We start from the raw sequence: 14640 nt of genomic DNA, 5'->3' as shown, positions 1-14640 counted from the left end.
GCACCATGCGAAGCCGCATGGTGCTTTTGGGCGCAATTTATTTGCTCATTATAGAAGCGTATTAAGGTGTTTCAGAGGATCCCAGATTATCAGCGAATATGATACGATTAATATGTCTCTACTTACCGAAAATATGACGGCCTTGTATTACTTAAGCAGGTTTTTTTCTTATTTCTTAGAAATAAGTAGAACAGCTAGATGAATTTACCACTCAGCCGAAGTATTGCGTGCTTTTATTTAGGTGGAGGAAGGAAAAGTCTTGTTGTGTTAATTCAAACCTATTATCCTATTGAAAATATAAAATTCTATTTACTCGTTATTGTGCTACTAGAAGCTATGGCAGTGTATACTTGGCAATTTCGCAAACTTCCGGGGGCCATGATGGCGTCTATTTCACAGGGATGCAAAGTTGTTTGGCTCTTGGGAATCATATTTTATAGTACTAGTGCGAATCTTGAAGATAAGCTGTTTTGGGTTATTACTTTGAAACTGGCAGGTGTTTTGTTAGCTTGTTGTTGGCCTATCTTTGTCTGGCAGATCAGTAATCAGAAGAAAGAGGTAGATACTGTTACCAAGTTTTGTGGCGGCAGTTTTCTTTGCATTGTGCTGTTGCTACTATCAAATTGGCAGGAGCTGATTTGGCAAAAAGCTTGGCTGGAAGGGCAGGCAGTTGTACTTGGTTGGGGCGTAGGACATATGGTTTTGATGGGATATGCTTTCATGCTGGGGATTTTTGCCACGATCCTTTCGGTGCGTTGGATAGCTACTTCCGTTGGCTTACGGCGACGGCAGGCTTTATGGTATTCTCTTGCGGTAGTATTTTCTTGGTGCAGCTTTATTTTATGGCGCCTTGAGGTGAAAGCAGATATTATTCTGCCTCTTGGTTTTTTACTTAATGGTGCTGTAGTAACTTGGATTTATTATCGCCTACACTTGTATAATAGTTTGCCTATGGCGCAAGCTGTTGCGATGGAACATGTTGTGGAGGGAATTTTCTTTGTTGATAAAGAGGATTATATTGTCGATATTAATGCGAGTGCCAAGCAGATGCTGCGTGATCTTCAAATAACGATCGGTACGGATTTTAAAGAACTTGCCGTTACTTGGCCGCCTTTGGCCGAGGTTGACAGCAAAGCCGGTATATACATGTTGGAAGCGCAACGACAGCAGTCGCAGAAGTGTTCCTTTTATCAATTAACGAAAATTCCTTTACAAACTTTGGGGAAGAAGTCCTTTGGCCGTATTATTTTAGTGAAGGATATTACCAGACAGAAACAGGATCAGGCTCAACTGATTGAGCAGCAAAAAGCATTCGCTATTGTGGCGGAACGCAATCGACTCGGACGGGAATTTCACGATGGATCAGGGCAGATATGGAGTTATTTGTTACTTGAGCTGGAATCTCTTAGTTTATTCATGGAAAATAGGCAGATTGAAAATGCGAAAAAACTAGTTGAGAAGCTTAAAGAAACACTCCATGTTGCGCATGATGATGTACGGGAATCTATAGTCAGTCTAAACAGTGGTAAAGCAGAGAACAATGATTTTATGGCAACGCTGCAAAAGTATTTTCATTGGTACGAACAGGCCTATGGTATTACCCTTGTTCTCAATTTACCGGACAAGCCGCTGTCTAATTTTATTAGTAAGAATGTAGAAGTCCAGTTGATGCGGATTATTCAAGAGGCTTTGACTAATATCCGCAAACACGCCAAAGCGAGTCAGGTACAAATATGTATGCAGATTGAGGCGGGGAATTTTGTCGTAATTATTAGTGATAATGGCTGTGGGTTTGAACCTGTGGCGAACTGTTCGATTGTTCATCGGGGCTTGCATATTATGAAGGAACGGGCGGAAGAGGTAGGCGGACAGCTTACCATCGACAGTGTTTTATCGCAAGGCACCAAAGTTCAAATTATATTTAAGGCGAAGGGATAATTCGGAAAATGAGGTTTATAGTGTAATGGATGATCAATATATGGCAAGTTGTGTTTTTAGTAAAGAAATAGCAAAGGCTTTAAATATGTTGGGGTATCAGACCCTTACTATGGTTCAGGAAAAGGTAATACCTTTAGTTTTAGCGCAACAAGATATCATCGTGAGATCCCAAACGGGGAGTGGTAAGACAGCGGCTTTTGCCATTCCGGTTTGTGAAAAACTTGAAATAGAGCAGAAAAATCCCCAAGTACTAGTTCTTACGCCGACTAGAGAATTGGCGGTACAATTAAAGCAGGAGATTTCCAATATCGGGAGATTTAGAGGCGTGAGATGTGCTGCCGTTTTTGGCAGACAAGCTATGGAAATGCAAAGACGAGAATTAAGGCAAAGAGTCCATGTTATTGTCGGTACGCCAGGGAGAACCTTAGATCATATTGAAAGAAAGCATATGAATTTGGCAGAAGTACGGTATCTAATTATTGATGAAGCAGATAAAATGCTCGATATGGGGTTTATCGAACAGGTGGAAGCGATTATCAAAGTATTACCTGCCAATAGGCTCACGCTGGTGTTTTCTGCTACAATGTCAGATCGGATTCAGAAAATTTGCCAGCAATATATGAAAGATCCGATCACAATAGAAGTTGCTTCAACAAGTCCGAGTGTGGAAAATATTCGGCAAGTTTATTATGAAGTAGAAGAAGCGGACAAGTTACAGTTGATTTCTGAAATCACCTACATGGAAAGACCTGCTAGTTGCATCCTTTTCTGTAATACCAGAGACAAAGTAGAAGCTGTTATTCAGCATATGAAGCAGGCGGGGTACTCTTGTCAAAGCTTGCACGGAGGAATGGAACAAAAGGATCGGCTCAAAGCTATTCAGAATTTTAAACGGGGAGAATTCCAATTTCTTGTTGCGACAGATGTGGCAGCAAGGGGAATTCATGTCGACGATATATCGCTAGTAATCAATTATGATATGCCCTTCGATACGGAAAGCTATGTTCATCGAATTGGCAGGACAGGACGAGCGGGCAAGACAGGGGCGGCTATTACTTTTGTAACTAATAATGAATATAAGCTTTTACACGAACTAGAGGAGTATATTCATTATAAGATTCCGCAGCAAGAAATCCCGACAGCCGAGAAAGTAGCAGAGGGAAAAGTGATTTTTCATAAGTGTGAGAAAAGGGAACCTGTACTAAAAATTGATAAGAGCGAAAAACTAAATCGACACATTACTAGAATTCGCATCAATGCAGGCAAGAAGACGAAGCTAAGGCCAGGCGATATATTGGGAGCCATTACCGCCATTGATGGTATTAGCGGAAGCGATATTGGTATTATCGATATTCAAGATACTTGTTCTTATGTAGAGATTCTTGGGGATAAGGGGGAGCTTGTCTTGAAGGCGCTTTTGGTAACCAAGATAAAAGGCAAGTTACATAAGATCAAGGAAGTTGGATTTTCAAAGTGGTAATGGTTTTTAAAAAGAGTGTGTAAAGTCGGAAGAGATGAAATGTAGAGAGGAAACGTAAAGTATGAGCGCCAATGGGTTAACAGAAAGAGAGTTTGCCGAGATTGTTGCAAAAAATGGTGGACGTGTTTTTAGAGTGGGTGGTTCAGTTCGCGATCAGTTTATGGGAAGGCCGTCGAAGGATATTGACTATAGTGTTGTTGGCATGGTGAGGAAGAACTTTCAAATGTTGTTTCCCGAAGCGGAAGATATTGGCAAGGCTTTTCCCGTGTTTCACTTAGTGATCGGCGGTGTAAAACGTGAAGTTGCTTTTGCACGCACCGAGCAGAAAGTAGGCAGCGGCTACAAAGGTTTTAAAATATCAGCGAAGCCCAAGATTACGATTGAAGAAGATCTCTTTAGACGTGATACTACGGTAAATTCTATGGCCTTGGATATTTTAACAGGAGAAATTATCGATCCTTTCCAGGGGAGAAAGGACATAGACGCCAAGGTTCTTAGAGCGACAGGACAGCATTTTTCTGATGATCCAATGCGCGCTTTGCGATTGGCCGCACAATCTGCCCGTTTGGGTTTCGCCATCGACGGTGATACACTTTTGTTTGCCAGAGCGGCGCAAGCAGAGCTTGCTCATGAGCCTGTAGAGCGGGTGGTTCATGAATTGAAAGTCGTTTTGGCGGAAGCGCCGGAGCCAGGTCAATTTTTTCGGGTTCTGGCAAAAACTGATTTATTGCAGAGCATATTTAATGAGGTCGCAGCTTTGTCTTCTGGCGAATTTGAAAAAATAATGGCTATGCTAGATTCTGTAGCAAAAGCTACACAAAATTCAAAGGTGAGGTTTGCAACGCTAGGCTTAGTGCTAGATAAAGAGCGTTTAGAAGTATGGAATGATAGAATGACACTGCCTGGCGGCTGGCTGGAGGCGGCCGTTACGGTCAGCCAGATGATTGGCATTTTAAAACATCCCACGCCAGAGAAGATCGTAGATACCATTAATAAATTAAGGCGTGGTTCTCTTACCATCGAAGAGTTTGATCTTATTACTAGATCAGCAAAGTTACAGATTCCTCAATTAGAACCACTAAAATCTGTAATGGTCTTACCTAAAGGTGTAGTTGCTCCTGCGACTTTACAAGGGAAAGAAATTGGTGCATGGTGGCGAGAGCAGTATGTGGCGGTAATCGCTAAACAATTACATTCAGGTGATTCATGTACACTTTAAGGAGATGCGATATATGGCTCTAGTCTATTTTCCTAGCTGTAAATTTACTGCCGGATATCCGGAAACTGCAAAACAGGTAGCGGAATATATTCGTAATCGCTATGATATGGCCATAACTGGGTGCTGTCGAGGCAATCTGCAATTATTAACAAAAGAAGATACTGCAGTATGTATATGTAATACTTGTTCTGCCTTTTGTGATGAATCTTCCAAAGCACGTAAAGTGGTTTCAATTTGGGAACTGATTGCACAAGATGCACAATTCTCTTTTCCTAACTATCATGGCGAAGCGATAACGCTACAAGATTGTTGGCGTGCTTATGACAAACGGTCCGAGCAAGAGGCTGTTCGTGAGCTTATGGGTAAAATGAATATTCAGATCGTGGAACTTCCAGAAAACTATGATGAAACTCGTTTTTGTGGCACTAGTATTTTGCAGATACCGCCTACTTACTATAACGAGTTTGCTCCTAAGCGGTTTGGTGAGAATCTTCCCCCAAAACTCTTTCAACCGTACACTGATGAAGCAAAGATTGCGAGTATGAAAAGCCACTTTAACGCTATTACGACAGAGAAGGTGGCCTGTTACTGCGTAGCTTGCGCCAATGGAATCAATCTTGGCGGGAAAAAGTCAGTCCATGTAATGAAACTTTTATTTTCTACCATAAGATAAATTCCCAAAAAGTGGAGAACCATGAGTGATACATGGTTCTTTTTTTTTATGTTTTATAGGACTTAGATAAGCAAGAGTAGAATTTATACAATGAATTCAAATCATGAGGAGTGAGCGGCAGTGGAATTAGATCTGAGGTCCATAAAAATCAATGAATTGATTGCTTGTAAAGATTTAGATTTTTGGATCATGTTTGATTTAGTTCCTATACCGATTTTTGTAAAAGATTATAGTGGAACTTATCTGGGCTGTAATAAAGCATATGAAAAATTTATGGGTTTAAGTAAAGAAGCTATTATTGGAAAATCGGCCTACGATCTAGTTCCCAAGGAATATGCTGATTTATATCAATTTAAAGACGAAGAACTCTTTGAAAAAGAAGAAGTGCAAGTCTATGAGAATTCTTTCATTGTTGCTGGAAAGGTTCGGCATGTTGTGTTTCATAAAATGCTATATCGAGATATGTTTGGTGTAGTGCAGGGATTAGTTGGCGCTGTGATTGATGTGACTGAGAAAAAAGAAGCAGAAGAAGCTTTAAAAATTAGCGAAGAAAAAAATAAAGTGCTTGTTCAAACGATACCAGACATTATGTTGGTAGTAACGCCTGAACTCACTATAGTTGAGTTTAAACAAGCTTCAGAGTTTAGCCATATTGGCGATAAAACCATTCTTGGCAAGCGGATAGGAGATGTTTTGCCGGCGCCAGTAGCCAGTGTTTTTAAAGAAAATGTTGAACTTTCCTTTCAGCAAAAGAAAGTCCGGCCTTTTGAATATCAAATTAAATATGAAGATGGTATCAAATATCGCGATGCACGTGCGGTGGTTATTTCCGGAGAACAGGCGCTTATTATGATTCGTGATATTACGGAACAGAAGTTAGCTCAAGAAGAAATTCTTAAATTGTCACAGGCCGTAGAAGAAAGTCCTGGGTCCATTATTATTATCGATAAAGCAGAAACGATTATTTATGTAAATGCAGAGTACAGCAGAATATCTGGTTACTCTAAAGCGGAAATTGTAGGACAAAATATTAGTTTTTTTAGATCAGAAGCGCACCCTGAAAGTTTCTATGAAGAAATTAAAGAAACTGTAACTAACGGGCATCAGTGGCAAGGAGAAATCTGCAATAAAAGAAAAAACGGAGATTTATATTGGGTCTTAGTATCCATATCACCGGTGAAAAACGCTGATGGTGAAATTGGTTACTATTTAAGTATGGAGCTTGATTTAACGGAATATAAAGTTATGGAAGATTCCTTATATAGACATAATGAAGAATTAGCGGCGGCTTACAAAGCGTTAGAAAGTACACATCTGCAAATGGTTCAACAGGAAAAGTTAGCAAGTATTGGCCAGTTGGCTGCTGGCGTTGGTCATGAAATTAATAATCCCGTTGGGTTTGTTTCTAGCAATTTTGATACATTGCAGAAGTATTTTTCTGGGATTACAGAAGTTATGTATAAGTATAAAGAATTAAAATTAATGCAGGGGATGGAAAATTACCCCGGGGTATCCGACTTTATCACCCAAATAAATCAGTTGGAAAAGCGAAAGAAAGTAGACTTTGTCTTGGAAGATATTCCGACTCTATTTAAAGAGTGTGAAGAAGGACTGCAGAGAATTCAAGACATTGCTAAGGCGTTGAAGTTGTTTGTACGCAGTGACAGGCAGAATGAATTTGACGCTTATGATTTAAACGAAGGCATCAAAAATACTCTGATCATCGCGAAGAATGAAGTGAAATATGTTGCTGAAGTAGAGACTGATTTACGAGAAATTCCTGCATTTTCTGCATCCTCAGGGCAAATCAATCAAGTTTTACTGAATATTATTGTAAATGCCGCTCATGCCATTGCAGCAAAGCAGAACGAGGGGATGGGAAAAATCAAAATCGCGACACATCATGACGAAAGCTTCGCTTATTGTATTATTAAAGATAGTGGAATTGGTATGAGTAAAGACGTGAAAGAGAAAATTTTTAACGCTTTTTTCACGACGAAACCACTCGGTAAGGGAACGGGTTTAGGTCTTAGTATTTCCTATGATATTATTGTGAATAAACATGAAGGAACGCTGAATGTGGAAAGTCAGGAAGGCGTAGGAACAACCTTTATCATTAAATTGCCCTTAAAGGAAGGTTTGCAGAAAAGCGTATAGAAAGACTGGATGTTTTTACTAATGACGAATTGTTTTGATTTTATTGACATTTTATAGTATTGGTTTTAAGATATCTTTAAGTGATAAGCTAAATAAATTTAAACGAAATAAATTAACCATGATGGCTCTTGCAATGATAATTTATTGTAACTGCCATCATGGTTTTTGGTTAAAGGAAGGTATATGAGAGAAAACACATTTGTAGACTTTGGGCAAATAGCAAAGAAAAAGTTTGAATCCACGTGCGATGATTTTAAGGAGGATCCTAATAGTTCTTATGTTGACTTGGCTTTTGAAGAGTTATTGGAACCGGATGGGCGAGTGAATATTCATTTAGATAAAATAGAAAAAATGATTGAGAAAGCTGCACTTTCTCTTGAATCTATAAATACCTCATGTGCTATTATTTGTGATAATCACGAATGTGTAAAAAAAGAAGAGTGTTTTCGTTATGCTATATTCTCATACTTGATGCAAAAAGGAATTTATGAGTATATCTATCCATTATTAAGACATCAGATTTGCACTTGTTTTCACACAGCAAATAAAGGCTGAAACTAAATGGAGTAAATCTTTATTTCGATTAACTTCGGGTATGTTTTTCAGTGAGTAGTTAATATGGTTTTTGTGAAATCTTAGTGTAATGAACACATCATAATAAAGCGAGTGTTTATGGACTGGCCGAAGCGGGTAATGCCTGGAATGAAATGGTGCTATAGCCTAATATCAATAACAAAAAGAGCAACTATTATGGGGAGCTCCCCTTAATAGTTGCTCTTTTCTCACATAAGGTGGTACATATTTGGCAAAAGTGATTATACAAAACACCGTTGGCTTGTTGTTTACATATTATATGGTGCAAGTATTTTTTGAAAGGCAGTTGATAAATATCATGCATAATAAACATCATGATTCATGGTGTGATTCCGCTGATTCGTGTGACTGCTGTAATTTGCATAATCAGTTGTCGTGCCATATATGTCCATCCGCATGCTGTGTTGGAGTTACCGGAGCTACTGGAGCTACTGGAGCTACTGGAGCTACTGGAGCCACTGGAGCTACTGGAGCCACTGGAACTACCGGAGCTACTGGAACTACCGGAGCTACTGGAGCTACTGGAAATACCGGAGCTACTGGTCCCGGCGGTGGTCTGCCAGGTCCAACAGGTCCAACAGGCCCCACAGGAGCAACAGGCCCCACAGGAGCAACTGGGCCAACGGGAGATCCGGGAGCCACGGGTCCAACCGGTTCGACTGGGTCAACAGGTCCAACAGGAGCCACGGGTCCAACAGGAGCGACCGGACCAACAGGCGATACCGGAGATACGGGAGCGACAGGTCCAACCGGTTCGACTGGGTCAACAGGTCCGACTGGTGCCACAGGCCCAACTGGTGCGACCGGACCAACCGGCGATACAGGTGACACAGGAGCGACAGGTCCAACCGGTTCGACAGGAGCCACCGGACCGACTGGTGCAACGGGGCCAACTGGTGCCACAGGACCAACGGGAGATACAGGGGATACGGGCCCAACAGGTTCGACCGGAGCGACCGGACCGACCGGTGCCACAGGCCCAACTGGTGCCACAGGACCAACAGGGGATACAGGAGATACGGGAGCCACAGGCCCAACAGGTTCGACAGGAGCCACCGGACCGACAGGAGCAACTGGCCCCACGGGAGCGACCGGACCAACCGGCGATACAGGAGACACAGGAGCCACAGGTCCAACCGGTTCCACAGGAGCCACCGGCCCTACCGGTGCAACTGGCCCCACGGGAGCGACCGGACCAACCGGAGATACAGGGGACACAGGAGGAACAGGTCCAACCGGTTCGACTGGGGCCACAGGTCCGACAGGTGCAACAGGCCCAACAGGTGCAACAGGACCAACAGGCGATACCGGAGATACGGGAGCGACAGGCCCAACGGGTTCGACTGGGGCAACGGGACCGACAGGAGCCACGGGACCAACGGGGGCCACAGGACCGACAGGCGATACAGGGGATACTGGAGCTACTGGCCCCACAGGTTCGACCGGAGCAACAGGTCCGACAGGAGCCACGGGGCCAACAGGAGCGACAGGCCCAACCGGAGATACAGGAGATACGGGAGCGACAGGTCCAACCGGTTCGACTGGGTCAACAGGTCCGACAGGAGCCACAGGCCCAACTGGTGCGACCGGACCAACCGGAGATACAGGGGATACTGGAGCTACTGGCCCAACGGGTTCGACTGGGTCAACAGGTCCGACAGGAGCGACTGGGCCAACTGGCGCAACAGGACCAACCGGAGATACAGGTGACACAGGAGCTACAGGCCCCACAGGTTCGACTGGGGCCACAGGTCCGACAGGAGCAACAGGCCCAACTGGTGCCACTGGCCCAACAGGAGATACAGGAGATACAGGCGGAACAGGCCCAACCGGTTCGACAGGAGCCACCGGCCCTACCGGTGCAACTGGGCAAACAGGAGCAACAGGAGCGACGGGCCCAACAGGTTCCACCGGAGCAACCGGACCCACTGGAGCCATTGGACCTACAGGAGCTACTGGACCAACAGGAGATACGGGAGACACGGGAGCCACAGGCCCAACGGGTCCGACAGGGGCCGCAGGACCGACAGGAGCCACTGGGCCAACGGGAGCCACAGGACCAACGGGAGATACAGGCGATACAGGAGCTACCGGAGCAACAGGTTCCACCGGAGCCACTGGAGCAACAGGTGCGACAGGCCCAACGGGAGCGACCGGTCCAACGGGAGATATAGGAGACACCGGTGCTACCGGCCCAACTGGTTCAACAGGAGCCACGGGTTCAACGGGAGCCACAGGAGCAACGGGAGCAACAGGGCCAACAGGTCCAACCGGACCTACCGGAGCAACAGGTTCCACCGGAGCAACAGGTTCCACCGGAGCCACGGGTCCAACTGGTGCCACAGGGCCAACAGGTGCAACAGGTGCAACAGGAGCAACTGGTGTCACCGGGCCGGGCGGAAGCACAATTTATTTAGGTACTGATCAATCACTTAGTAATAATGATTTTTTGGGATTAGGTACTTCATCGTCAAGCTTTGTCAGAAATAGTCTGGTTATACCGCAGACTACAACGCTGGCGGGGTTAACTTTTAATATTCGCAATAATGCTTTAGCTGCAGGTGTTTCAGCGACAGCTACTATATTTCTTAGTTCAGATGGCGGCGCTACTTTTTCGGCAACTAGTATTGTGGCTACAATAACTGGGCCTAACCCCCCTAATTTTTCCGCATCGGTAGCTTCAAGTCTCGTTGTCAACCAGGGTAATCTAATTTCAGTACAGATTAATACTGGCGGTGGAGCATTTGCATCGGGCGTAGCAGCGACAATTTTGTTCTCTATTCCATAACTCGATATGAGATATGGTGCAAGGTTCAGTCGGGGCGTTCAGGATGGACTATTGATTTGTGAGCTTGGTGTGTCGAGAGTATTTAAATAATAAATAGGAATAATCCCAGTTTTAAGTTTCTTTAGAACTGGGATTATTGTTTGTGTATTAGAAAATTGCCAATTTATAGCATCACTTCTAAAGGTTGGATACATTTACGTTCAGAATCTATTTTGATATAATGATGGCAGTTCTTAGTGATTCGCGTAGCTTTGCTTATGGTTTTTGGAAAATCCATTTTGCATATACAGAAAAGTCACTACGAATTTTTTTGTATTTAACTTTATTTTAGAATCGACCAAAACAAAAAAAGTTTGCGATCTGTGATTTTTATTGAAAATCTTGTTTATGGGCTGGTTCTATTCAGTAACGACTTTATTCTTACTTTAAGCGCCATTTAGTAAGTAATAATCTGCTGGGGGAAAGAGTCCATGAAATTTATCAGTATTAATCATAAAATGCTTGCTATTTCAATTATTGGCTGCTTACTTGTTAGTATTTTGACTGCAGGGATAATGCGCTTTATTGTGCAGGATTATGTGAAAGATATGGAGTCGCAGCACATAGATGTTACTTATAAGAATCTTGAATTAATTTTGAATCATGAGGAATCAGATCTAAAGCGAACCAATTTAGACTGGGCTCAATGGGATGATACCTATGCTTATCTAGACGGTAAAGGCGTAGCAGAGTATGAAAAAGCGAATTTACAGGCAGAGACAATGCAGCACTTACATTTGAATTTTATGATTTTCATTGATGCACAGGGGAAAATTAGAAAGAATCTTAATAGAAACATGACAGCTGAATTAGAAGATTTAATCATAAGTAAAATTCTTTTTCAGAGAAATGTTTTGTTTATTCCTGTAAATAATTCTGATGTGCGTTCAGGCATCTTGAGCGCAGGCGGACAAATTTTTCTAGTTTCCTTTTCGCCAATTACTACAACAGATGAGAAAAGCTTAAGTAATGGAATGTTAATTGTCGGGCGAGTGCTCGACAATGCACTTTTTTATTATATTAATTCAGTTAGTCAAGCGAAAATAGAAATGTATGATTATACGGGAAAATATAAAGAGAAAGACCACATTGATCGAGATGAGGATTTTATTACTGCTTATCGGCAGATAACAGATCTTTTAGGAAAGCCGGATATTTTAGTAAAAGTCATTATGCCGCGGTATGACTATCATTTAGGAAAGCATTACATATTAATCTTCACCGCTATTGTATTTGCATTGGTAAGTTTGGTCTTTTTAGTTTTGATTTTGGTGATACATAAGTATTTTTTGAAAAGATTAAATCAAATTCACCAATTTATTGATGGGGTGACAAAGAAACAAGAATATAAGTCGCGCTTAGCTATTTCTGGAAAAGATGAAATTGCTAAAATTGCTTGGGCGATCAATCATATGTTGGCTGAAATTGCAGTGGCAAATGCGATGAAAAATAAAATAAATGAAAGGATTCGATCAATTTTTGAGGCAACAAATGAAGGATATTTTGAATATAATTTGCAGACTAAAGAGTACTATATAAGTCCGAAATGGAGTCACTTTATTTGTGCAAATGAACACAATATGGGAGATCCCCTTGGGCAATACATGAAGTCGGTTCATCCTGCTTTTAAGCAAACTGTGAAGCGGTTATTTGTAAAATTAATTCGTAGAAAGCAAAACTATGCTGAGGCTTTATATAAACTTATTAATGCTGAAAAAAGGGAGTTTTGGGTACTTCATAAAAGTCGGGTAATAGAGCGAGACCGAAATGGACAGGCTATTCGAATTGTCAGTATGTTTTTTGATGTGACAAAAAGAATGGAATACGAAGAAAAGATACTTCATTTAAGTTACTATGATAAATTGACAAATCTTCGTAATCGAGCTTATATCGAGGAAAAGTTTGATGCGATTAAAACTAATAATAGGTTAAAATATCATATTATTATGGGTGACGTAAATGGCTTGAAGCTTGTCAATGATACCTTTGGTCATCAAGCAGGAGATCAATTGATTCAACAGATTGCAGCGCTTTTAGTAAGTGTATGTAATCATGATGATAGTATAGCTAGATGGGGTGGCGACGAATTTATTATCTTGATTTGCAATAAAGATGATTTTTATGTAGATGCGATCATTGCTAAATTTCAAGCGGAATGCTCATTAATAAGAAATTTCGGTTTTAAAATTACGATGGCTTTAGGCTATGCATCCAGTCAAGAGCTAGATGATGTAGAAGCTGTCATGAATTTAGCAGAAGAAAGAATGTATCGTAATAAATTACTGGAAGAAAAAAGTGTGCGTAATGCGACGATTGTATCGCTAGAACAAACTCTCTATGAGAAAAATGCAGAAACGGAAGCTCATACACGGAGAATTAAAGAATTAGCAACTCAATTAGGGAAAAAATTAAATTTATCGCAGAATCAATTAAATGAGTTGGAATTACTGAGCTTACTTCATGATATTGGGAAAATAGGAATCCCAGAGAATATTTTGTTAAAACCAGGACCGTTGACCGAGGACGAATGGAAAATTATGAAACAGCACACTGAAATCGGTTATCGGATTGCTATGGCCACGCCTGGTTTGTCCCATGTTGCTAAAGAAATACTATGTCATCATGAAAGATTCGATGGAACGGGCTATCCCCAAGGCGTTAAGGGAGAAGAGATTCCTATTTTATCACGAATCATTAGCATAGTTGATTCGTTTGATGTTATTATTCATAAACGCAATTATAAAGAAGCGCATTCCATTGAATATGCAATAAAAGAATTGGAGCGTTGCGCTGGTACTCAATTCGATCTAAAGTTAGTCAAACTATTTATAGCGATGATAGAGGAAGAACGATTTAAGGCGAAAGAAGGGGATGATAAGCTTGGAACTAATCAAAGTTGATCTGGAAAAATGCGTGAGATGTGGCATGTGCAGGGAGATTTGTCCGCGGCGTGTCATCGAAATGAATCCACAATGGCCTGAAGCAGTTCACCCTGAATACTGTATGAACTGTGGTCAGTGTGTCGCTATTTGCCCCACGGTAGCACTTGAACATGCCACGAAGCCGCTATCCGGCCAGATTTCGTTACAGGAGCTTCCGGTAATTAATAGGGAAACGGCCTATCAATTTCTTAGGTCAAGACGTTCCATCCGCAGTTATAAACAAGAACCGATACCCAGAGATCTCTTACTAAACCTTATGGATATTGCCAGGTTTGCACCAACAGCAAGTAATTCTCAAGGGGTTTCTTATATTGTCATTGAAGATAAGGAAACACTGCAACAAATTAGTGCTCTTACCATTGACTGGATGGAAGAACGGATTCAGCAGGACTATGAAGGAGCGAAACGTTTCCAGGGTTATGTGAGGAGCTACCGTGATACCGGGATAGATGTTATCTTGCGAGAAGCGCCCTGTCTTATCATTGCAGTCGCTGATCAGGGTTTCGCAAATGGACGAGACAATACGCACTTCTCCTTTGCTTATACGGAATTATATGCACCCACTCTTGGGTTGGGAAGCTGTTATGCCGGATTAGTTGAACTATGTGCACTATCAGGCTATCCTGCCTTGTTAAGGTTGCTAAATTTGCCCGAAAGTAAAACATTCACTGGGGCCATTATGGTCGGATATCCTAAATATCGCTATGCGCGACTCGTAGATCGAAATCCGCTGGACATCCGTTTTGTTTCACAAAAATCTTAAGGGAAGCAAGGCTGATAGGGAGATCGAACTTATCCATACAATACGCG

Annotated in this window: 9 protein-coding genes; all 9 read left to right on the top strand. The window is 42.0% G+C overall.

What is annotated here, in order from left to right:
• The first annotated feature begins 264 nt into the window (after positions 1-264).
• Positions 265-1938: a sensor histidine kinase gene (locus AC0NJP_RS11255; protein ID WP_474039952.1), complete on the top strand. Its 1674-nt coding sequence runs from the start codon at positions 265-267 to the stop codon at positions 1936-1938.
• Positions 1939-1963: 25 nt separating this feature from the next.
• A complete protein-coding gene (locus AC0NJP_RS11250; protein WP_474699829.1) occupies positions 1964-3418 on the top strand; it encodes a DEAD/DEAH box helicase in 1455 nt (484 codons plus the stop codon).
• Between the two features lie 61 nt (positions 3419-3479).
• The gene (locus tag AC0NJP_RS11245) at positions 3480-4637 is read left to right on the top strand and encodes a CCA tRNA nucleotidyltransferase (protein ID WP_474039950.1); all 1158 of its coding nucleotides are present in this window, start codon (positions 3480-3482) and stop codon (positions 4635-4637) included.
• A gap of 13 nt (positions 4638-4650) precedes the next feature.
• The gene (locus tag AC0NJP_RS11240; protein WP_474039949.1) at positions 4651-5310 is read left to right on the top strand and encodes a hypothetical protein; all 660 of its coding nucleotides are present in this window, start codon (positions 4651-4653) and stop codon (positions 5308-5310) included.
• A gap of 120 nt (positions 5311-5430) precedes the next feature.
• The gene (locus tag AC0NJP_RS11235; RefSeq protein ID WP_474039948.1) at positions 5431-7467 is read left to right on the top strand and encodes a PAS domain-containing sensor histidine kinase; all 2037 of its coding nucleotides are present in this window, start codon (positions 5431-5433) and stop codon (positions 7465-7467) included.
• 183 nt (positions 7468-7650) lie between these two features.
• The gene (locus tag AC0NJP_RS11230) at positions 7651-8022 is read left to right on the top strand and encodes a hypothetical protein (protein WP_474699828.1); all 372 of its coding nucleotides are present in this window, start codon (positions 7651-7653) and stop codon (positions 8020-8022) included.
• 247 nt (positions 8023-8269) lie between these two features.
• Positions 8270-10849, top strand: a complete 2580-nt coding sequence (locus AC0NJP_RS11225; RefSeq protein WP_474699827.1) for a hypothetical protein — start codon at positions 8270-8272, stop codon at positions 10847-10849.
• Positions 10850-11319: 470 nt separating this feature from the next.
• Positions 11320-13788, top strand: coding sequence for an HD domain-containing phosphohydrolase (locus AC0NJP_RS11220; protein ID WP_474039945.1), 2469 nt, complete (start codon positions 11320-11322; stop codon positions 13786-13788).
• Complete coding sequence (locus AC0NJP_RS11215; RefSeq protein WP_474039944.1) at positions 13760-14593, top strand: nitroreductase family protein; 834 nt, start codon at positions 13760-13762, stop codon at positions 14591-14593. Before AC0NJP_RS11220 ends, AC0NJP_RS11215 begins: the two co-directional genes overlap by 29 nt.
• Positions 14594-14640 lie beyond the last annotated feature (47 nt).

The sequence above is a fragment of the Pelorhabdus sp. sgz311002 genome, from assembly GCF_056134285.1.
The sequence above is the reverse complement of the archived record's forward strand: the minus strand, read 5'-3'. Positions and strand labels throughout refer to the sequence as shown.